The organism is Solwaraspora sp. WMMD406 (genome assembly GCF_029626025.1).
Taxonomy (GTDB): domain Bacteria; phylum Actinomycetota; class Actinomycetes; order Mycobacteriales; family Micromonosporaceae; genus Micromonospora_E.
Window position 1 is genome coordinate 6,728,789 of sequence record NZ_JARUBF010000001.1, and the last position, 20,295, is coordinate 6,749,083.

At 71.2% G+C, this 20,295-nt stretch carries 16 protein-coding genes; 8 read left to right on the forward strand and 8 right to left on the reverse strand.

Features of this window, described 5'->3' with window-relative positions:
- Positions 1-107: 107 nt before the first annotated feature.
- Positions 108-1,436 (reverse strand): Gfo/Idh/MocA family oxidoreductase, encoded by a 1,329-nt coding sequence (locus O7632_RS30180; protein WP_278119239.1) that lies wholly within the window; start codon positions 1,434-1,436, stop codon positions 108-110.
- A 291-nt stretch (positions 1,437-1,727) separates the two neighbouring features.
- On the opposite strand from O7632_RS30180, the gene O7632_RS30185 reads away from it, so the two are divergent.
- From O7632_RS30185 to O7632_RS30205, 5 genes are all read left to right on the forward strand, one after another.
- Positions 1,728-2,762 (forward strand): LacI family DNA-binding transcriptional regulator, encoded by a 1,035-nt coding sequence (locus O7632_RS30185; RefSeq protein WP_278120524.1) that lies wholly within the window; start codon positions 1,728-1,730, stop codon positions 2,760-2,762.
- Between the two features lie 18 nt (positions 2,763-2,780).
- Complete coding sequence (locus O7632_RS30190) at positions 2,781-4,130, forward strand: ABC transporter substrate-binding protein (RefSeq protein ID WP_278119241.1); 1,350 nt, start codon at positions 2,781-2,783, stop codon at positions 4,128-4,130.
- Between the two features lie 89 nt (positions 4,131-4,219).
- The gene (locus O7632_RS30195) at positions 4,220-5,212 is read left to right on the forward strand and encodes a sugar ABC transporter permease (protein WP_278119242.1); all 993 of its coding nucleotides are present in this window, start codon (positions 4,220-4,222) and stop codon (positions 5,210-5,212) included.
- Positions 5,212-6,096 (forward strand): carbohydrate ABC transporter permease, encoded by an 885-nt coding sequence (locus O7632_RS30200; RefSeq protein WP_278119245.1) that lies wholly within the window; start codon positions 5,212-5,214, stop codon positions 6,094-6,096. The genes O7632_RS30195 and O7632_RS30200 overlap by 1 nt, the downstream gene beginning before the upstream one ends.
- A 5-nt stretch (positions 6,097-6,101) precedes the next feature.
- Entirely contained in the window at positions 6,102-6,731 is a 630-nt protein-coding gene (locus O7632_RS30205) for a hypothetical protein (RefSeq protein ID WP_278119247.1), read from the forward strand.
- Positions 6,732-6,833: 102 nt separating this feature from the next.
- On the opposite strand, the gene O7632_RS30210 is transcribed toward O7632_RS30205, so the two are convergent.
- The 3 genes from O7632_RS30210 to cysS all read right to left on the reverse strand — a co-directional run bounded on the left by O7632_RS30210 (position 6,834) and on the right by cysS (position 12,250).
- A complete protein-coding gene (locus O7632_RS30210; protein ID WP_278119249.1) occupies positions 6,834-9,527 on the reverse strand; it encodes an Hsp70 family protein in 2,694 nt (897 codons plus the stop codon).
- Between the two features lie 81 nt (positions 9,528-9,608).
- Positions 9,609-10,748 (reverse strand): 23S rRNA (guanosine(2251)-2'-O)-methyltransferase RlmB, encoded by a 1,140-nt coding sequence (rlmB, locus tag O7632_RS30215; protein ID WP_278119251.1) that lies wholly within the window; start codon positions 10,746-10,748, stop codon positions 9,609-9,611.
- On the reverse strand, positions 10,748-12,250 hold the full coding sequence (cysS, locus tag O7632_RS30220; protein ID WP_278119253.1) for a cysteine--tRNA ligase: 1,503 nt from the start codon (positions 12,248-12,250) through the stop codon (positions 10,748-10,750). The genes rlmB and cysS overlap by 1 nt, the downstream gene beginning before the upstream one ends.
- Before the next feature lie 42 nt (positions 12,251-12,292).
- On the opposite strand from cysS, the gene O7632_RS30225 reads away from it, so the two are divergent.
- Complete coding sequence (locus tag O7632_RS30225) at positions 12,293-12,943, forward strand: helix-turn-helix domain-containing protein (RefSeq protein WP_278119256.1); 651 nt, start codon at positions 12,293-12,295, stop codon at positions 12,941-12,943.
- A gap of 6 nt (positions 12,944-12,949) precedes the next feature.
- Here O7632_RS30225 and O7632_RS30230 read toward each other — a convergent pair whose 3' ends face one another.
- Positions 12,950-13,636, reverse strand: coding sequence for an HAD family hydrolase (locus tag O7632_RS30230; protein ID WP_278119257.1), 687 nt, complete (start codon positions 13,634-13,636; stop codon positions 12,950-12,952).
- Between the two features lie 19 nt (positions 13,637-13,655).
- Positions 13,656-15,050: a class II fumarate hydratase gene (locus tag O7632_RS30235; RefSeq protein ID WP_278120526.1), complete on the reverse strand. Its 1,395-nt coding sequence runs from the start codon at positions 15,048-15,050 to the stop codon at positions 13,656-13,658.
- Positions 15,051-15,281: 231 nt separating this feature from the next.
- Between O7632_RS30235 and O7632_RS30240 the strand changes: the two genes are divergently transcribed.
- Positions 15,282-17,462: an acyltransferase family protein gene (locus tag O7632_RS30240; RefSeq protein WP_278119260.1), complete on the forward strand. Its 2,181-nt coding sequence runs from the start codon at positions 15,282-15,284 to the stop codon at positions 17,460-17,462.
- A gap of 19 nt (positions 17,463-17,481) precedes the next feature.
- On the opposite strand, the gene O7632_RS30245 is transcribed toward O7632_RS30240, so the two are convergent.
- Positions 17,482-17,937, reverse strand: a complete 456-nt coding sequence (locus O7632_RS30245) for a hypothetical protein (protein WP_278119262.1) — start codon at positions 17,935-17,937, stop codon at positions 17,482-17,484.
- Positions 17,938-18,086: 149 nt separating this feature from the next.
- Here O7632_RS30245 and O7632_RS30250 point away from each other — a divergent pair, with 149 nt between their 5' ends.
- Positions 18,087-19,490 carry a DUF2786 domain-containing protein gene (locus O7632_RS30250; RefSeq protein WP_278119263.1) on the forward strand — a complete coding sequence of 468 codons (1,404 nt, stop codon included), beginning with the start codon at positions 18,087-18,089 and terminating at the stop codon, positions 19,488-19,490.
- A 42-nt stretch (positions 19,491-19,532) separates the two neighbouring features.
- On the opposite strand, the gene O7632_RS30255 is transcribed toward O7632_RS30250, so the two are convergent.
- Positions 19,533-20,246 carry a hypothetical protein gene (locus O7632_RS30255; RefSeq protein ID WP_278119265.1) on the reverse strand — a complete coding sequence of 238 codons (714 nt, stop codon included), beginning with the start codon at positions 20,244-20,246 and terminating at the stop codon, positions 19,533-19,535.
- Positions 20,247-20,295: the final 49 nt, after the last annotated feature.

A 20,295-nucleotide genomic window follows, 5' to 3' on the forward strand; every position in this document is an offset into this window, starting at 1 on the left:
GTCGGTATCGGTGTCGGTATCGATGTCGGACCTGAGTCTCCGTGTCGATGTCGGACCGGAGTGTCGATGTCGATGTCGGACCGGGGTCGAGGCCAGGGGCGGTACGGTCAGTCGACCGTGAGCAGGTCGGCGACCTGGACGGGCTGGCCGGTCTCGAAGGACCGGTTGGCGGCCAGGCCGGTGAGCAGGGCGAGTGCGCCGTCGCGGGCGGTGGCGGCCCGGCCCATCGGGTCGGTCTCGCCACCGAAGAGCACGGCGGTCATCTTGGCGTCGGCGCCGCCGTGCCCGGCCCGGGTGTAGCCCGCGACCGGCACCTGGCGGGGCTGTTCCCAGAACGGCCGTACGGTGATCTTTGCCCAGCCTTCCTCGACGGCCGCCTGGACGCCGTGCAGCGCGGCGCCCTTGAGTTCTCCGGCGGCGTACGGGCTGACGAAGTCGCTCTCCACCACCTCCAGTTCGAGCCGACCCCGGCTGCCGTTGAACATCACCCGGTAGCCCTCCCAGGGGGCGTACGCGGTGAGGTGGTAGGTCATCGTGGCGCCGGTCGAATAGGTGGCCAACACCGACATGTCGTCCTCGATGGTCACCCCGGGGGCGAACACGTTGCGGTCGCGGTGGTAGCCGTCCTCGGCCTCGGCTTCCAGGTAGAGCGCGCGTAGCTGCGGGTGGGCCGCCAACTGCAGGGCGAACGGATCTCCGGCGGCGGCGACCTCGCCGTGCGCCCGGTCGTAGTCGCGGGCGTAGCCGTGCCGGCGACCGGGTTCGCCGTAGAAGAACAGCCGGCCGGCCGCGTAGACCCGCACCGGGACCGCGTCCAGCCACCAGTTGACCAGGTCGAAGTGGTGGCTGGCCTTGTGCACCATCAGGCCGCCGGAGTTGGCCTTCTCGCGATGCCAGCGGCGGAAGTAGTCGGCACCGTGCCGCACGTCGAGCAGCCATTCGAAGTGGACCGAGCCCACCTCGCCGATCTCGCCGTCGGCGAGCACCTGACGGACCCGTTCGTGCAACGGGTTGTAGCGATAGTTGAAGGCGACCCGCACGGTGCGCCCGGTCTCGGCGACCGCGTCGAGGATCCGTTGGCAGCGGGCCACGTCGACGGTCATCGGCTTCTCGGTGATCACGTCGCAGCCGGCGTGCAGGGCGGTGACGATGTATTCGTCGTGTACCCGGTCGACGGTGGTGACCAGCGCGACGTCGACTCGTTCCTTGGCCAGCATGGTGCCGAAGTCGGCGGCCGGGTAGGTGGCCACGGCGTCCCGGCCGAACTCCTCCAGCCAGGCGTTGTGCGCGTCCATCCGAGCCTGGTTGAGGTCGCAGAAGGCGACGAGTTCCGCGCTGTCCCGGTGGTCGAGCACCAGGGAGCGGACGAACATCTCGGCACGGGCGCCGGTGCCGACGAGCGCGTAGCGCAGCCGCCGATCAGGTTCTGGGGACATGCTGCTCCGCCTCCGGTTGGCTGCAAAGGTTTGCAGCAGAAGCTGCCACGCGACGGACACCTTCGTCAATGGATCCTCTCAAACTGGAGACATTTGCCCTGTTTCACGAGGTTTTGAACACCCAACAGGACGTCGGTCGCAACAAAGCCGTAATCGAAGACCGTTGACACATGAGCAACCGTTTGCATTAATTGGCGGACCAACGTGACCCCAGCCACACCGGTCACCGTCCACACCACCGGTCACCGCCCACGTCACCGGGCGGCGACCACCGAGACCGAAGGGCTACGCGTGCCAGCCACCATTCGCGACGTCGCGCGGGCCTCCGGAGTGCACATCTCCACCGTCTCCCGCACGTTCTCGGCACCGCACCTGGTCAACCCGGAGACCCGCAGCCGCGTGCTGGCCTGCGCGGAACACCTCGGTTACCGCCCCAACCGGGCCGCCCGAGCACTGATCACCGGACGCACCCACAACATCGGGCTGATCGTCGCCGACATCGCCAACCCGTTCTTCCCGCCCCTGATCAAGGCGGCGGAGAGCCAGGCCCGCCACCGGGACTACCACATCTTCGTCACGGACACCAACGAGGATCCGGCAGCCGAGGAAGAGCTGGTCCACGCCCTGGCCAAGCAGGTCGACGGGGTGCTGCTCTGCAGCCCCCGGATGAGCAACAGCCTGATCGAGCAGCTCAGCCGGGACGTGCCGCTCGTCGTCATCAACCGTCAGGTCACCGGCCTGCCGACCGTGGTGATGGACGTCGGCCAAGGCGCCCGGCTGGCCGTGGAACACCTGATCGGGCTGGGACACCGCCGGATCGCCCTGCTCGGTGGCCCGCGTGGTTCCTGGACCAACCGGGAGATCCGCCGGACCGCGTTGGCCGCCGCCCGCGGCGCCGACGTCACCTTGACCGTCATCGGCCCCAACCCGCCCACCGAGGGCGGCGGCATCGCCGCGGCGGACCAGGTCCGCCGCGCGGAGGTCACCGCCGTCCTCGCCTACAACGACCTGATGGCGATCGGCCTGATCGAAGGGCTCGACGCGCACGGGATCATGGTGCCCCGGGACGTCAGCGTGGTCGGCATCGACGACATCGCGCTGAGCCGGCTCACCCGCCCCAAATTGACGACGGTGGCCACACCCAACGCGGCCGCCGGCCGGGCGGCCGTCGACATGCTGCTCCAGCATGGCGACGACCGTCGCACCACCGCCCAGGTAACGCTCCAGACCGAGTTGGTCATCCGCGACTCGACGGGCCCGGGACCGCACAGCCATGCGGACCCGGGCTACGTGGCTGCCGCCGCACCGGTCGACGTCGCCTCCTAACCCCAAGGAGTGAGCGCAATGCACCCCGCAACATCACCAGCGGCGAACACGCCTGCCACGCGTGCTCACCGTACCCCTTTCGGCCGACGTCACCTGCTGCGCGGCATCGCCGCGACCGCCGTCGTGCCGCTGGTCCTCGGCGTCGCCGCCTGCGGCGACGATGAGGCATCGACCGACCCGAACGCACCGGTCACCGTCGAGTTCTTCTGGTGGGGTGGTGAGGCCCGGGCCGAACTCACCCAACAGGCCCTCGACCTCTACCAGGAGAAGAACCCCAACGTCACCATCAACCCCACCTGGCAGGCCTTCACCGGCTACTACGACAAGCTGGCCACCATCTCGGCCGGCGGCAACGCGCCGGACATCTTCCAGATCGACGACAACGGTCTGGCCGAGTACGCCGGCCGCAACGTCACCCTGGACCTGACCGAGTACGTCTCCTCCGGTGACATCGACCTGAGCAACCACCCGGAGAGCCTGACCCAGTACGGCCAGATCGACGACAAGCAGGTCGCGGTCGCCGCCGGCGAGAACACCCCGGCCCTGGTGTACGACAAGACCAAGATCGCCGAGCTCGGGGTGGCCGAGCCGGAGACCGGCTGGACCTACGAACAGTTCATCGAGTGGGGCGCCGAGGTCACCGCCAAGGCCGGCGGGAACTACTGGGGCGCGATGGACCCGAGCGCCGACTACAAGGCACTCTGGCTCTGGCTGCGGGCCCAGGACAAGGAGTTCTACAACGGCTCCGAGCTCGGCTTCACCGAGGCCGACCTGGTCGAGTGGTTCCAGATGTGGCTCGACGCCCGGGAAGCCGGCGCCACCCCACCGGCCGACATCGTCCACGAGGCCGTCGGCGGCGGCGTCTCCGACCAGCTGGTGGTGACCGGCAAGGGCGCCACCTCGTTCATGTGGTCCAACCAACTCGCCGAGCTGGGCAAGTCGACAAGCAACGAACTCGGCGTCGCCGCCTACCCCGGCGACCCCAAGGGCCAGTGGGCCCGCGCCTCGCTCTACTGGGCCGGATCCCGGACCACCGACCACCCCGAGGTCGTCGCCGACATCATCGACTTCCTGGTCAACGACCCGGAGGCGGCGGAAATCCTCGGCGTGGACCGTGGTCTGCCCTCCAACCTCGACAACCGTACGGCCGTCGAAGGCACGCTCGACGACCCGTACATGACGATGACCGTCGAGTTCGAAAACGAGCTGATCCCGCAAATGGGCGACGCGCCGTCGCCGCCGCCGCAGGGCCACGGACCGCTGCGGTCGACCCTGGTCACCGTCGCGGAAAGCGTCACCTACGGCCAGGCGAGCCCCGCCGACGCCGCAGCCGAGTTCTTCCGGCAGGCCGCCGCTACCCTCGAGTAGACCCGCCGGGCATCCCGGTCGTGGTGCCCGTGCCGGCGTGTACGCCGGCACGGGCACCACGACCCACGACCGCAGAGAGGAGCCAGCTCGTGGCCCTGACCACGAAACCCGGCCCGGCCACGACCACGACAGCACCCGCCGACCCGCAGCGCAAGCGGCGAGGCAGCGCCAAGGGCGGCAGCCGGCGACACGGCGAAGGCCTCGCCGGGTACGTCTTCCTGTCCCCCTGGTTGCTGGGGTTGATGGCGATCACCGCCTTCCCCATGCTGTTCTCGCTGTACCTCAGCTTCACCAACTACGACATCCTGTCGTCCTGGGAGTTCGTCGAGTGGGTAGGCTTCGACAACTACTGGGACCTGTTCACCACCGACCAGACGTTCCGCCACTCGGTGTGGGTCACCCTGGTGTTCGCCTTCGTCGCCGTACCGCTGAAGTTGGCCGCCGCGCTCGGCGTCGCGCTGCTGCTCAACCGGGAGTTTGGCGGCGTCGGCCTGTTCCGCAGCCTGTTCTACCTGCCGTCGCTGCTCGGCGGCAGCGTCGCGCTGGCGCTCATCTGGCGGGCGATGTTCAGCGGCGACGGTGCCTTCAACGACTTCCTCGGACTGTTCGGCATCGCCGGACAACCGTGGGTCAACGACCCCGACTGGGCGTTGGAGACCCTCATCGTGCTGGCCGTCTGGCAGTTCGGCGCGCCGATGGTGATCTTCCTCGCCGGACTCAAGCAGGTGCCCGTCGAGCTGTACGAGGCGGCTTCGGTCGACGGGGCCGGCAAGATCCGGCAGTTCTTCAACGTGACCCTGCCGATGCTCTCCCCGGTGATCTTCTTCAACCTCGTGCTGGAGACGATCAACGGCTTCCAGGGCTTCACCGCCGCCTTCGTGATCAGCAACGGCACCGGCGGCCCGGTGGACTCCACGATGCTCTACACCCTGTACCTCTACGAGAAGGGCTTCACCGAGTTCCAGATGGGGTACGCGTCCGCCCTGGCCTGGGTCTTCCTGATCGCCATCGGCCTGATCACCGTGCTGTTCTTCAGCACCGGACGCTTCTGGGTGCACTACTCGGACGGAGAGAACGACTGATGGCCACCCACGCTGCTCCGATCGCCCGCCGCCGCGCCACCGGTCGCCAGTCCTCCGGGCTGCGCAGCCTGGTCCGGGTGCTGATCCTGGTCGTCATCCTGATCGTGGTGCTCTACCCGCTGGTCTGGGTGCTCGGCTCGTCACTGAAGTCGCAGACCGAGGTGGCCAGCAACCTGTCGGTGATTCCGCAGGACCCGACCTGGGCCAACTACCCCGACGGCTGGAACTACCTCCAGAACATCTCGTTCGGCCGGTTCTTCTGGAACAGCACGGTGATCTCGGTGGCGACGGTGATCGCCAACGCGGTCTCCTGCCTGCTGGCGGCGTACGCCTTCGCCCGGCTGAAGTTCCGGGCCCGCAAGGTCTGGTTCGCCATCATGATCGGCACCCTGCTGCTGCCCAGCCACGTACTGATCGTGCCGCAGTACATCATGTTCAACACGTTCGGCTGGATCGACACCCCACTGCCGTTGATCGTGCCGAAACTACTCGCCACCGAGGCGTTCTTCGTCTTCCTGATGGTGCAGTTCATGCGCGGCATCCCCCGGGAACTCGACGACGCCGCCAAGATCGACGGATGTTCCCCGTTCGGGGTGTTCCGGTACGTGATCCTGCCGCTGGCCCGACCGGCGCTGGTCACCACCGCCATCTTCTCGTTCATCTGGACCTGGAACGACTTCCTCACCCAGCTGATCTACCTGCCGAGCGTGGAAAGCTACACCGTTCCGATCGGGCTACGACTGTTCATCGACTCGACCGGACAGACCTCGCTCGGGCCGATGTTCGCCATGTCCGTACTCTCCTTGCTGCCGGTGTTCCTTTTCTTCCTGGCCTTCCAGAAGATGCTGGTGCAGGGCATCAACACCAGCGGCCTCAAGGGGTGACAAACGTGACGACAGCGGGGCGGGACGCCGAGCCGGTCGACGAACCGGCACCGGTGTCCCGCCCCGACTGGCGGGACACCCTGCGGGCCGCCGCCGACCTCGCGCTGCTCGGCATCGTCACCACGATCGCCGCGATCCCGATCGTCACCACGGGTGCGGCGCTGGCCACCGCCAGTACGGCGATCCACAGGTGGACCGTCGACGGCAGCTGGCCGAGCCTCGGCGACCTGCTGCGCGGATTCTGGCGGGCCCTGCTGCCCGGTGCCGTCGCCACCCTCGCCGGCCTCGCCGCGTTCGCCTTGCTCGGCGGCAACCTGGTGCTCATCTCCGCCGGGGTGGTGCCCGGCGGAGCCGTCATGCTGGTCGGCACGCTGCTGCTGATCGCGGTCACCGCCGGACTGGCCGGCACCGTCGTGGTGCAGGTCGGCCGCCAAGACGGTACGGGTTGGCGGGCCGCCACCCTCACGGCCTGGGGGTTCGCCCAGCACCGGCCGCTGGTGGTGCTCGCCGCCGCCGGCGTGGTCAGCCTCGCCGCGCTGCTGGCCGGCCTGGCGATGCCGCTGCTGGCCCCGATCCTGCTCGGCTACACACTGTTCGGGCTGCACACGGCGCTGCGCCGACTCGCGTCGGGCTGAGCACCCGGCTGAGCACCCGGCTGAGCGCCCGGCTGAGCGCCCGGCTGAGCGCCCGGCTGAGCGCCCGGTTGAACGTTGGGCTGAGCGCCAAGCCCAGACCGTTCAGTCGGTGAAGCGGCTCACCAGGAAACCCGCGTCGGTGGGGCAGACGATCCGGGACTGGTCCCACGAGCAGGCTTCCGCCCGTACGCCCCGCAGCAGCCCCAGCTCCTGCACCCCGGGGGCGGCGGCGACCGACACCCCGGCGACGCTGGCATCGTCGGGGTAGCTGCTCGGATTCTCCGCGAAGACCAGCAGGTTGCCCCGGTCGAGCCGGACCGCCACGCCGTCGCGACGCAGCACCTCGTTGCCCTCCGGGTCGAACAGCACCGACAGATAGCCGCTGGACGTCTGCCGCAGCAGCACGTGCTCCCCCACCGGCACCATCACGTCGAACCCGGCGGCGTCGGTGCGCCACCGGACCTCGCTGCGCGCCATGTCGACGACCACGAGTTCGTTGGTGTCCGTGCCGAACCCGGTCGCCTCCAGCAGGCAGACCCGGTCCGGGCCGCATCCGACGATGCCGTTCAACCGACGGGTGTCGTCCTGCGGGGTGTAGAGGTTGGCTGGTTCGTCCGTACTGGCCAGGTCGTAGGAGGTCAGCCGGTAGCCGCCGCCCGACGCCGCGACCAGCAGCCGCCCGTCGTAGACCATCGCGATGTCGGTCGGCGCGGCCACGTTCGGCCGTTCGCTGAGCAGCTCACCGTCGCCGGCGTCGAAGATCCGGGCCGAGCGTGTCGCGGTGATCTGCACCAGCCGTCGGTCGTCGCCCCGGTCGGGAGCGAAGGCACCGCCGAAGGCGTCCGCCGGGCCGGCCAGGTCCGCCCGGGTGACCATCGGATAGACCACGCTGGCGGTGTCGTCGTACTGGTCGGCCGGGTTGTCGTGGGACCACCGTTCGTCGCCGTCCCGGAGGTCCAGGCCGACGAGCCGGCCGCCTTCGACGTCGGACCAGACCAGGACGTCGTCGAAGACGAACAGCTGATCACCGTCGTCGATGCCGAAGGTCCACCGTTCCCGCCCGTCGCGCGGGTCGAACACCACGACCGGGCTGCGGCTGTCCGCACCGTACGAGTCGCCGGTGGCGATCAGCGCGTCCGGGGTGGCCCGCAGGCCCAGCCACCGGTCCGCCCCGACGCTGGTGACGGCCTCCCACCGCTGCTTCGCCGTGGACGGGTCGATCGCGACGACACCGAGCCGGTCATCGTCCCGGACGAAGGCGCCGTACGCCTTCCCGTCCACCAACTGGGTGTAGTAGTCGCTGCCCGACCCGGCTTCCTCGGGGAGGACAAGCGCGTCGCCGACCTGGGTGAACGCCCGAAATTCGATCGCCCGGGCGGAGTCCGGCAGGAAGTACAGCACGGCGGCCGCCACCACACCGGCCAGCGCGAGGCACGCCGCCGCGACCAGCCAGGTCACCGGCCGACGATGCCAGGCCGGCACCGGGGCGGGTCCGGCCGAGTCCGGATCCGTCCCCGGCGGGCCGGCGGGCGGCACCGACCTGGGTGGATACGAGGGCTGTGCCGGCGGATACGAGGGCTGTGCCGGTGGACCCGACGCCGGTCCCGCGACCGACGGTCCCGCGCTGACCGGCGAGACGACCGGCGGACCGGCGGGCGAGACCATGGTGGCCGCCTCGGCTGGCTGTCCCAGCTCGGCCAACGCGCCCTCGGCGACCGGCAGTTCCGGCTGCTCCAGTACGGTCGGCGCGATGCCCAGTTCGCTGTGCAGCATCCGGGCCACCAGCGGCACCCGCGACGAACCGCCGACCAGGAACAATCCGGCGAGCTGGTCGGCACGGAGCTGACTGGCCGCGATGACACCGGCCGCCGCCGTCACGCCCCGTCTCAGCAGCGGGGCCGCGACCTGCTCCAACTCCTCGCGGGTCAGGTGCACCGCCTGGTCGACCCCGGGTACGGCGACCGGTGCGACCACCGACCGGGACAGCATCTCCTTCGCCCCGCGTACGTCGTCCCAGAACCGCCGCCGATCGCGCCACTGCCCCGGCGTCGACGGCTGGACCAGCCGCTGCCATGCCTGCGGATCGACCCTGGTCACGACGGTGCTCAGGTGCTCGACGAGCGCGGCGTCCAGGTCGAGGCCACCGAGTTCGGGGACGCCCCCGGAGCCGATCACGTCGAACCGGGCCCGGCCGCTCGGATCCGTACCCTCGTTGCGGACCACGGCGATGTCGAGCGTGCCGCCGCCGAAGTCGAAGACCGCCAACGCCTGCCCGACCGGCACCGGCCGGCGCAACACGTCGGTGAAGTAGCGGGCCGCCGCGACCGGCTCCGGGACCAGCCTGGTCCCGGCCGGCCCGGCGGGCAGGACCGGGGGCCAGCCGGCGCGGGCCACCGCCCGCACCAGCACTTCGCGGCGCCGCCCACCCCAGGTCGCCGGGTAGGTGAGCACCGCCGGTGGCAGGAAACCGACCGCTTCGACCGCCGTCCGGGCGACCGCGTCCAGCACGGCGGCGAGCAGGTCGACGGTGGGCACCTCGTGGCTGCCGAGCAGCACGGCGGGTTCGTCGACCCGACGTTTCGGGTTGGGTTCGAACCGCGCCGGGTCGGTCTGGGCGAGCCGTTGCGCGTCCCGTCCGACGTGCAGCCGGTCGCCGAGAAACACCCCCGACGGCAGGATCGGTCGACCGTCGAAGAGCAACGGGCGGGTACGCCCGTCCGGCCACCGCAGCACCGCCACCGTGTTCGAGGTGCCGAGGTCGACGCCGAGCGCGTAGCCGCCGTCCTGCCCTGCCATCCGCTGATTCCTCCGCCACCCGAGACGACGCCGACCTGCGCATGCTACGGGTGGCTGTCTCGTCGATCAGCAGTCAGCCGGTCAGTTGACCTCCCGGCGGCGGGCCACCTCGGCGAGGGTCACCGCGGCGGCGACGCTCGCGTTGAGCGATTCGACGTCGGAGTGCATCGGGATGCTGACCCGCAGGTCGCAGGTCTCGCCGACCAGGCGGGACAGGCCGCGACCCTCGGAACCGACCACGACCACCAACGGGCCGACGGCGGCTTCCAGGTCGTACAGCCCGGTTTCGCCGTCGGCGTCCAGCCCGACCACGGTGAACCCGGCCGACTGGCAGGCCTTGACCGCCCGGGTCAGGTTGACGACCTGGCTGACCGGCATCCGGGCCGCCGCGCCGGCGCTGGTCCGCCAGGCGGTGGCGGTCATGCCGGCGGCCCGCCGTTCCGGGATGAAGACGCCGTGCGCGCCGAACGCCGCAGCCGAGCGGATCACCGCGCCGAGGTTGCGGGGATCGGTCACCCCGTCCAACGCGACCAGCAGCGGCGCCGGTCGTTCACCGGCGGCGGCCAGCAGGTCGTCGAACGGCTCGTACGCGAACGCCGGCACCTGCAGCCCGACGCCCTGGTGCAGGACCCCGCCGGTCATCCGGTCCAGTTCGTTGCGAGTGATCTCCAGGATCGCGATGCCCCGGTCACCGGCGGCCCGGACCAGCTCGGTGACCCGGTCGTCGACGTCGAGGCCCTGGGCGATGTAGAGCGCGGTCGCCGGCACCTGGGCGCGCAACGCCTCGACCACCGGGTTACGGCCGACCAGCAGCTCCGGGGCGTCCTTCGGCGGGTGCGCCCGGCGGCCCGGGGACACTCTCGGCCCGGACCGCGCGCCGCCACGGCCGACCTTGCCGCGTCCGGCCACGTCGCCCGCGCCGGCCCGGCCGGTGGTCGCCCGGCCGCCCCCGGCGCCCCAGGTGGTGTCCTTGGCGCCCGGCGTACCGATCTTCGGGACCCGGCCCTCGGCGGCGGCGGCCCGGCGTTCCTTCTCCTGTTTCCACGCGGTCTTGCTGGGCAGCTTCTCGGTGCCGGAGTATCCCTTGTGCCAGGGCCGCTCGTCAGCCGGCAGGGTGCGGCCCTTGCCGGCCAGGCTGGAGCGGTTCTTGCCGCCGGACCCCTGAGCCGTGCCCTTCTTGGGGGTGACCCGTCGGCCACGTCGCTGCGAATTGCCGGGCATCAGGTCTGCTCTCCAATGGTCCATCGGGGTCCGTGCGGGGTGTCTTCGACCGTGATGCCGGCCTGCTTGAGCTGGTCGCGTACCGCGTCGGCGGCGGACCAGTCGCGGCGGGCGCGGGCCTGCGCCCGCTGGTCGAGGGCGAGGGCGATCAGGGCGTCGACCGCGCCACGGAGCTCGTCGGCCGGCCCGGCGTCGCCCCACGCCGGGTCGAGCGGGTCGAGGCCGAGTACGCCGAGCATGGCGCGAACCCGGCCCAGGCTGGCCCGGATCGCCGCGTGGCCGGTGTCGGCACCACCGGCGTCGGCACCACCGGCGGTGGCGGTGTCGGCGGCCGCGCTGGCGGCGGTGCCGCCGGCGGCCAGCAGGTTGTTGCCGTCGCGGACCTCGTCGTGCAGCACCGCGAACGCGGCCGAGGTGTTGAGGTCGTCGTCCATCGCCGCCGCGAACGCCGCCGGCACCTCGGCCGGCACGACCGGCGCGACCGGCGCGACGGCACCGACACGTTCCACGGCTCGCCGGACGAAACCTTCGATCCGCCGGTAGGCGGTGGCACTCTCCCGCAGCGCGTCGTCGGAGTAGTCGATCCGGGACCGGTAGTGCGCGGCGGTCAGGTAGTAGCGCAACTCGGCCGGCCGTACCCCGATCGCGGCGACGTGACCGAGGTCGACGACGTTGCCCAGCGACTTGCTCATCTTCGCCGCACCGAGGTTGAGCAGCCCGTGATGCACCCAGTAGCGGGCGAACGGCAGGCCGGCCGCCTTCGACTGGGCGACCTCGTTCTCGTGGTGCGGGAAGGTCAGGTCGAGTCCGCCGCCGTGGATGTCGAACTCGGCGCCCAGATAGCGCCAGCACATCGCGGAGCACTCGATGTGCCAGCCGGGGCGGCCCGGACCCCACGGCGACGGCCACGTCGCGTCGGCCGGCTCGTCCGGTTTGACACCCTTCCACAGGGCGAAGTCGCGCGGATCCCGCTTGGCTCGCCCGACGCAGTCCTCGGCCGGCTGCATGGCGTCCAGCCGTTGCCCGGACAGCGCACCGTAGTCGGCGAAGGAGGCCACGTCGAAGTAGACGTCACCGCTGCCGTCACCCGCCGGATAGGCGTGCCCGCGCTCGATCAGCCGCTCGATCAGCTGGTGCATCTCCGGGATGTGTCCGGTGGCGCGCGGCTCGTAGGTCGGCGGGAGCACGTTCAGCGTGCGGTAGGCGTCGGCGAGGATCAGCTCGTTGGCGTACGCGATCGACCAGAACGGCTGCCCGGCGGCGACGGCCTTGTCCAGCACCTTGTCGTCGACGTCGGTGATGTTGCGGATGAGGACCACCCGCATGCCACGGTGGGTCAGCCAACGGCGCAGCACGTCGTAGTCGACGCCGGAACGAAGGTGACCGATGTGCGGGGCGGACTGGACGGTGACGCCACACAGGTAGATCGAGACCTCGCCAGGCTGGCGGGGCACGAAGTCCCGCACGGACCGGGTCGCGGTGTCGTACAAGCGGAGCGTCACGCTACGAGGGTACCGACTGGCGGCCGTCCGTACGCTGTCGGTGTGGACGCGGGTGGTACGGAGACCGCGCAGACCCTGGACCGGGGGCTGCGTCTGCTGCGGTTGGTCGCCGAGGCGGCCGGCGGGGTCACGGTCACCGAGGCCGCCACCCAGTTGGGGGTGGGTCGGGCCGCCGTCTACCGGCTGGCCACCACACTGACCGCGCACGGCATGCTGCGCCGCGACACCGCCGGCCGGCTGCGGCTCGGCGCGGGCCTGCTGCACCTGGCCCGGCGGGCGCAACCGTTACTGGCCGACGCCGCGCTGCCGGCGCTGCGTCGGCTGGCCGAGCAGACCGGAGCGACCGCGCACCTGACGGTCGCCGAGGGCACCGAGGCGGTGGCGCTGGCGGTGGTCGAACCGAGCTGGACGGCGTTTCACGTGGCGTACCGGACCGGGTCGCGGCATCCGCTGGACCGGGGGGCGGCGGGCCGGGCGGTGCTGGCCGGTCGGGCGGGCGACGGCCAACCGGTGGCCAGCAGCGGCGAGCTGCAACCGGGGGCGTACGGCGTCGCGGCGGCGGTGCTCGGGGTGGCTGGTCTGGAGGCGAGCGTCGGTGTGGTGTCGTTGACGCCGCTGGATCTGTCTACTGTGGGCGTACTAGTACGGGCCACGGCGACGGATCTCGCCCGGCTGCTGGCCGGCCAGGCGTGAATACCGTCAGATCGAGAACAGGTCGGCGAGCGCGTCGGGCAGCTGTGCCAACGTGGTGACCTGGGCGTCCGGGCGCACCTCCACCGGGCAGGACTCACCGCGCCGGTTGAGCCAGATCGCCCGCAGCCCGGCCGCCTGCGGACCGACCACGTCGTGCGGGATCGAGTCGCCGACGTAGACCACCCGGCCGGCGTCGGCGACCCCGGCGGCGGTCAGGACGGCGTCGTAGAACCGCTGGTCCGGCTTTTTCGGCAGGCCGTCGACGTGCGCGTACACCTCGAAGGAGAACTGGCCGCGCAGCCCGCACCGGTCGGCGCGGCTGTTGCCGTTGGTGGCCAGGCCGATCGCGTACCGGCGGCGAAGTCGGTCCAGGGCGGGCAGCGTGTCGGCGTACGGCCGGCTGAGCTCGTACCGGCGGGTGAAGAAGATGTCGGCGATGCGGTCCAGTTCGTCCGGCAGACCGACCCGGTCCAGGGAGCGGGCCAGCGCGGCCCGGCGGATCGAGGTCACCGGCGCCGACGGATCGGCGGCGAACGCGGCGGTCCAGTCGGCGGCCATGTCGTCGAGGGTGAGCCGCCGCGCGGCCGGCGTCAGCCGGCGCAGTTCGGCCAGTACGGTTTCCAACGCCCCGGTGACCGCGGGCCGCAGGTCGACGAGGGTCTCGTCGACGTCGAAGACCACGGTGTTTATCACCCCACCAGGGTAGGACCGGTCAGCCGGGTCGGGTCATCCGCAGTACGTCCAGCGCCTCGTCGAGTTCGGCTTCGGTCAGCCGGCCGGCCTCGACATGGCCGCGCGCGACGACCACCGCCCGGATCGAGGTGTTCTCGGCCAGGGCCTGCTTGGCGATCGAGGCCGCCTCGTCGTAGCCGAGGTGACGGTTGAGCGGGGTGACGATCGACGGCGACCCTTCGGCGTACGCCAGACAGGTCTCCGGGTCAGCGGCCAGGTCGGCGACGCAGCGCCGGGCGAGCAGCCGGCTGGCGGCGGCCAGCAGCCGGATCGCTTCGAGCAGGTTGCTGCCCATCACCGGCAGCATCACGTTGAGTTCGAAGTCGCCCTGGCTGCCGGCGAACGCGATCGTCGCGTCGTTGCCGATCACCTGGGCACAGACCTGGCGGACCGATTCGCAGACCACCGGGTTGACCTTGCCCGGCATGATCGACGACCCGGGTTGCAGGTCGGGGATGCGCAGCTCACCGAGGCCGGCGCGCGGGCCGGACCCCATCCAGCGAATGTCGTTGGCGATCTTGTAGAGGCCGACGGCGATCGTGCGCAGCTGCCCGGACGTCTCCACCAGGGCGTCGCGGGCTCCCTGGGCCTCGAAGTGGTTACGGGCCTCGGTCAGCGGCAGCCCGGTCGCGTCGGCCAGCTTGGCGATCACGGCAGCGGCGAACCCGGGCGGGGTGTTCACCCCGGTGCCGACGGCGGTGCCGCCCAGCGGCAGTTCGGCGAGCCGGGGCAGGATCGAGCGCAGCCGTTCCTGGCCGTAGCGGACCTGCGCGGCGTAACCGGAGAACTCCTGGCCAAGGGTGACCGGGGTGGCGTCCATCAGGTGGGTACGGCCGGACTTGACCACGGTGGCGAACTCGTCGGCCTTGCCTTCCAGTGCGGTGGCCAGCTCGTCCAGGGCCGGGATCAGCTCGTGCACCACCTGGTGCGCGGCGGCCAGGTGGATCGAGGTCGGGAAGACGTCGTTGCTGGATTGTGAGGCGTTGACGTGGTCGTTCGGGTGGACGGGGTGGTCCAGTTCGCGGGCGGCCAGGGTGGCCAGGACCTCGTTGGTGTTCATGTTCGACGAGGTGCCGGAGCCGGTCTGGAACACGTCTACCGGGAACTGGTCGTCGTAGCCGCCGGAGGCAACGTGCGCGGCGGCGGTGGCGATCGCCTCGGCGATGCCGGCCGGGATCACCCCGAGATCGGCGTTGACCTGGGCGGCGGCCCCTTTGATCTGGGCGAGCGCGCGGATCTGGGCGGATTCGATCCGACGGCCGGAGACCGGGAAGTTGTGCACCGCGCGTTGGGTCTGTGCCCGCCACAACGCGTCGGCGGGCACCCGTACCTCGCCCATGGTGTCGCGTTCGATCCGGTAGCCGTCGTCGCGGATGCCGTCGTCGCGGATGCCGTCGTCGCGGATGCCGTCGTCGCGGATGCCGTCGTCGCGGATGCCGTCGTCGGTTTCGGTCCTGCCCTCGTCAGTCACCCTTCCATCCTGCCCCGGCTGGTCGCCGTCCGCAGATGATGCGGCACCCGACGCGGTGCAGGATGCCCGATCCCGCCCGTGCTAGGGCGGCCGGTCGATGCCACTGAGCGGTGCCGGGTGTGCTATTCGACGACAGTGTTCGCGTTTCGTACATCTTGGTTGGCGGGGGCGCAGATCAGCATGACCACCACCACCGGACCGATCGCACGGGTCCAGCCCACCGTGGTCCAGCCCGCCGTACCCCAGCGGCTCTCCCCGCACCCGGCGCCCACCCAGAGATCCTTTCGCGAGGACATCGCCGGTCTCCGCGCGGTCGCCGTACTGCTCGTGGTGATCGGCCATGCCGGCGTCCCGCTTCTCGGCGGTGGATGCGTCGGAGTCGACGTCTTCTTCGTGATCTCCGGCTTCTTGATCACCGCGCACCTGGCGGGCGAGTTACTGCGGACCGGCCGGATCTCCTTCGCCCGGTTCTACGCGCGCCGAATGGTGCGACTGCTGCCCGCTTCGATCCTGGTGGTGCTGGCCACGCTCGCGGCCGCCTGGTACTGGGCCTCCCCGATGTTCACCCGGGCGGTCGCGGGCGACGCGCTGGCGAGCGTCGCCTACCTAGTCAACGTGCGCCTCGCCGTCCAGGGCACCAACTACATGGCAGCCAGCGACCCGCCGTCGCCGTTGCAGCACTTCTGGTCGCTCGCCGTGGAGGAGCAGTTCTACCTGTTCTGGCCGCTGATCCTGATGCTCGGCTCGCTCGCCTGGTTCCGGCGGGGCGGCCCCAGCCTGTTCGCCGCCCGTACCGTGCTGGTGGTCCTTGGCGTGGTGTCGCTGGGGATCTCCGTCTGGCTGACCGACCACAACCAGCCGTGGGCGTACTTCGGCCTGCAGGCACGGGCCTGGGAGCTTGCCGTCGGGGCCCTGATCGCGTTGTCGGTGGACCGGCTCAACAATCTCCCGTCGCCGCTCGCCGCCGCGATGAGCTGGTGCGGGCTGGCCGCCATCGTCGGCTCGGCGGTGTGGTTCACCGATGTCACCCCGTTCCCCGGCGTGGCAGCGCTGCTCCCCGTTGGCGGCGCGGCGCTGCTGATCGCCGCCGGATGCTCGGTGTATCGAGGGGGCGCGGAGTCCGTTCTGCGGCTCTGGCCGATGCAGCAGATCGGCCGACTGTCGTACAGCTGGTATCTGTGGCATTGGCCGGTGCTCATCCTCGCGCCGTACGCCCTGGGCCGCGAACCCGGGACGGCGACCAACCTCGCTCTCGTCGTCGCCGCCTTGGCACCGGCGTACCTCTCGCTCGTCCTGGTGGAAGACCGGGTCCGATTCCACCGGGCGTTCCGCGATCACACAAGGGCCGGGCTCTCGCTCGGCCTGGCACTGAGTCTCGTCACCGCTGGCGCGGCTGTCGTGATCTTGGGGCTGCCAGCCACCGTCGAAGGGCGTGGAGTCGCCGTCGACACGGCAGCCGAGCTGAACGCCGACGGGGAATCACCGGCCGAGAAGCTGACGGCGCTCATCGCCGCGAGCGCGGCCACGACCACGATGCCAGCCAACCTGACCCCGCCGGTCGCCACCGCCAAGTCCGACATCGCCCAAGACGACGGGTGCATCTCCGACATTCAAGACACGGAGCTCGTCGACGGCTGCGATCGGCACGGCGCCCCGGACGGTGGCACGACGGTCGTGCTGTTCGGTGACTCGCACGCACGCCAGTGGTTCGACGCGGTGGACGCGGTGGCCCGCGAGCGCGACTGGCGGCTGGCCCAGGTGACCAAGGGTGGTTGCCCGGCGTCGAGCGCCCTGGTGTACAAGGCCAAGGAGGAGCCGTACGTCGAGTGCATGGAGTGGCGTGAGAAGGCGATCGCCCACATCATCAGCCTTGAGCCCTCGATCGTGATCATGACGGAACGCGAGGTCGGCGCACCGCCGCAGAACTTCGACGGTGAGCCCGGCCAGGCCTGGGCGCAGGCGTGGCAGACCACGATAGGTGCCCTCGAGCCGACCGGTGCCCAGCTTGTCTGGCTGGCCGACACGCCGTACCCGCAGGGCACGGTGGTCCCCGAGTGCGTCGCGACGAACCCGCTCGGTCTGGACCAGTGCCATGTGCGGAGGACCGGCGCCTTCGACATCGAACGCCGCGCCGCCGCGACCCAGACCCTGCAGAACCTGGGGGTCATCGTGATCGATCCGACCCCGTGGTTCTGCACCGACTCCGTCTGCCCGGTCGTGATCGGCAACACGCTGGTCTACCGGGACAACAACCACGTCAGTACGACCTACATCAAGCTGCTGACGCCGCTGCTCGCCGACCAGCTGCCCGCCTGACCACCCCTGCGGACCCCGGTCATTCGCGGGTGGTGGCATCGCTGGTCGAGCCGCCGGCCGGCGTACCCATGCCGCCGCTGGTCGCGTCGCCGGTCGTCGTCGGTGTCACCTTGCCCCGGCCCCGGCCCCGGCCCCGGCCCTGCTCGCCTCGCCCGGATTCCTTGCCCCGGCCAGGTTCTTTGCCCCGCCCGGGACCGGCTGCGCGACGGACGCTGGCCGGTCCGGCGGTGCCGCCGGTCGTGGTCAGCCCGCCACCGGAGCGGGTAGGGCCGCCGTCGCGCAACACCTCGGGCGGGATCGGCACGTCGGCCGGGTCGTCGAGGTCGCGGTCCTTCGCCTCCCGGACCGGGTCGGTCGGCGGGACGGTGACGTCGTCGAGGATCCCTTCCCGGTACGCCGACCGCTGCTCCAGCTCGTCGACGAACGCCTGCCCCTCGTCACCGGCCCAACGGGTGTCACCGTCTCGACGTGCCATATCGCCACCTCTTCCGTCCGTCCCGTCCCGGCCGGATGCCCCGATCGGCGGCGGCAAAACCCGCGCCGGTGAGCCTGCGCTGCCGGTGCTCGGTGGTGAGGGTAGCGTCGGCCCCTCGAAACGAGGAATCGGGCGGGAGTGAGGCGTTCGTGGGCAAGAACAGCAGGGACCGGCACAAGGCCAAGCGGAAGGCCGCCGCGGCGGCCCAGCGGCGCCGGGCCGCCGAGTCACCGGCCGGCGACCCGCTGGGCCGGTTCGACGACCCGCTGGGCCGGTTCGACGGGCCGTCGGGACTGTTCGACGGGCCGTCGGTGCCGCCCCAGGCGGCCGAGCGCCAACTCGCGGAGCAGATCTTCGCGCAAGCGGTGCACGCCCAGAACGACGAGGACATCGACGAGCGGGACCGCTGCCTCGACCTGCTCGTCACCGGCCCCGGCGGCGCGGCCGGACGCAAGGTCGTCGACCGGGCGGTGCTGGCCGTCCTGATGCGCGCGGTCGAAAACGCGTGGCTACGCGGTTGGCAGCCGGCCGAGCTCGTCCGGGCCGGCCGCCGCGAGTACGCCGTACGGCACGGCCGGCTGGTGGCCGACGTCATCGCCGGCCAGATGCGCTCCTATTCGGCGGCGACCGTCGACCACCGGTGGCGGGCCCAGCTGGCCGCTGTCGACGCGCGAGTGTGGTGGGAGCACGACGACCACTTCGTGACCGCGTTCGGCGAGCAGCACGGCCTGGACCGGGCGGCGGTGCTCGGCACCGCGATCGACGTACTGCATCTGATTTCGGTGATGCCGCCGGTCGAACACGTCGGCCCGTTGCCCGGTGCCGCCGCGCCGGCCCCGGCGCAGTCCGACGTGGACCAGCGGATGCTCGACCGGGTGCGGGCGCTGCTGGCCAAGGCGGAGTCGACCGATTTTCCGGAGGAGGCCGACGCGTTCACCGCCAAGGCACAGGAGTTGATGGCCCGGCACCGTATCGACCATGCGCTGTTGGTGGCAAGCCGGGGCACCACCGCGGAGACGCCGGTGACCCGCCGGATCGCCATCGACAACCCGTACGAGGCTCCGAAGACGCTGTTGTTGCAGGTCGTCGCGGAGGCGAACAGTTGTCGGGCGGTGTGGATGAAGCGGTTCGGCCTGACGACTGTCGTCGGTTTCCCGGCCGATCTGGAGTCGACCGAGCTGCTGTTCACGTCGCTGCTGGTGCAGGCGACGAGGGCGATGACGCAGGCCAAGCCGAGCACCGACGCGTACGGGCGCAACACGACCCGGTCGTTCCGGCAGTCGTTCCTGACCGCGTACGCGTCGCGGATCGGGGAACGGCTGAGTGAAACGACGCAGGGGGTCGACCGGGAGGCGGCCGAGTCGACAGGTGCCGCCAACCTGCTGCCGGTGTTGGCGGCCCGGGACGACGCGGTACGTGATGCCTTCGAGAAGCAGTTCCCGGAGCTGGCCCGGACCACGGCGACGATCAACAACCGGCAGGGCTGGGCGTCGGGTCGGGCGGCGGCGGACCGGGCGTCGTTGCAGGGGCGGCAGGCGGTCGCCCACGGGTGAACCGCGCCTGCCGTGCCCGCGCCCCCGTGCCGGGCTGGGCCGTCACACGTGCGTGACGAAGTGGTAGTTACCCGCGCCGACTGTGGACTCCAGAGTCTGCACGATCGCGCGCGGGTCGTCGTACGGCCCGGAGATGTAGAGCGGCTGGCCGTCGCGGCCGAACCGGATCGGGGTGGGGGTGGCCGGCCCGCCGAGGTAGGGGGCCGTCGGGGCGAAGTCCGGGTGCGGTTCGAAACCCAGACCCCGGGCGTACGCCGCCGCCCCGTGCACCAGGTGCTGGGCGAGTTCCAGCGGTGCGACCAGCGGTGGGGCGTCCAGTGCGCTGAAGAACTGGCGGCGGAAGTCGTCGATGGCGCCGGCGCTCATCGGCACCGGGCCGACGGCGTTCTTGACACCGAGGCAGTAGACGTCGACCAGAAAGCCGCAGACGGTGGCGCGGCTGGCGCGTTCCTGGCGGGCGACGAGCACGTGCACCAGGCCGCTGGGGCCGGCTTCGACCCCGGCCTGCGGGTCGGCGGCCGCCCATTCCTCGGGTGCTTCGGCCAGGCCGAGGCCGACGCTCCAGCCGGGGCTGATCCAGCAGCCGAGCAGGGCCCGGTCGGCCGGGTCGGCCTGCGCCTGCTGGGCGGCCGCGATCTGGCGAACCAGTGGCGCCACGGCCGACGGCGCCATGCCGAGGGCTTTGGCGATCTGCTTGGGTGAGCTGCCCCGGTCGCGCAGTTCGCGGACGCGGGCGAGAAGGTCCTGATCGGTCACCCGCGCAATTATGCCGCCCGTCGACCCGGCCGGCCGACCGCCTCCGGCG

What these genes read in the sequence shown, in the direction of transcription:
- O7632_RS30200 (WP_278119245.1), top strand. Translation starts at nt 5,212, where the DNA reads ATGGCCACCCACGCTGCTCCGATCGCCCGCCGCCGCGCCACCGGTCGC.
- O7632_RS30180 (WP_278119239.1), bottom strand. Translation starts at nt 1,436, where the DNA reads ATGTCCCCAGAACCTGATCGGCGGCTGCGCTACGCGCTCGTCGGCACC.
- O7632_RS30245 (WP_278119262.1), bottom strand. Translation starts at nt 17,937, where the DNA reads ATGGCACGTCGAGACGGTGACACCCGTTGGGCCGGTGACGAGGGGCAG.
- O7632_RS30210 (WP_278119249.1), bottom strand. Translation starts at nt 9,527, where the DNA reads ATGGCAGGGCAGGACGGCGGCTACGCGCTCGGCGTCGACCTCGGCACC.
- rlmB (WP_278119251.1), bottom strand. Translation starts at nt 10,748, where the DNA reads ATGCCCGGCAATTCGCAGCGACGTGGCCGACGGGTCACCCCCAAGAAG.
- O7632_RS30190 (WP_278119241.1), top strand. Translation starts at nt 2,781, where the DNA reads ATGCACCCCGCAACATCACCAGCGGCGAACACGCCTGCCACGCGTGCT.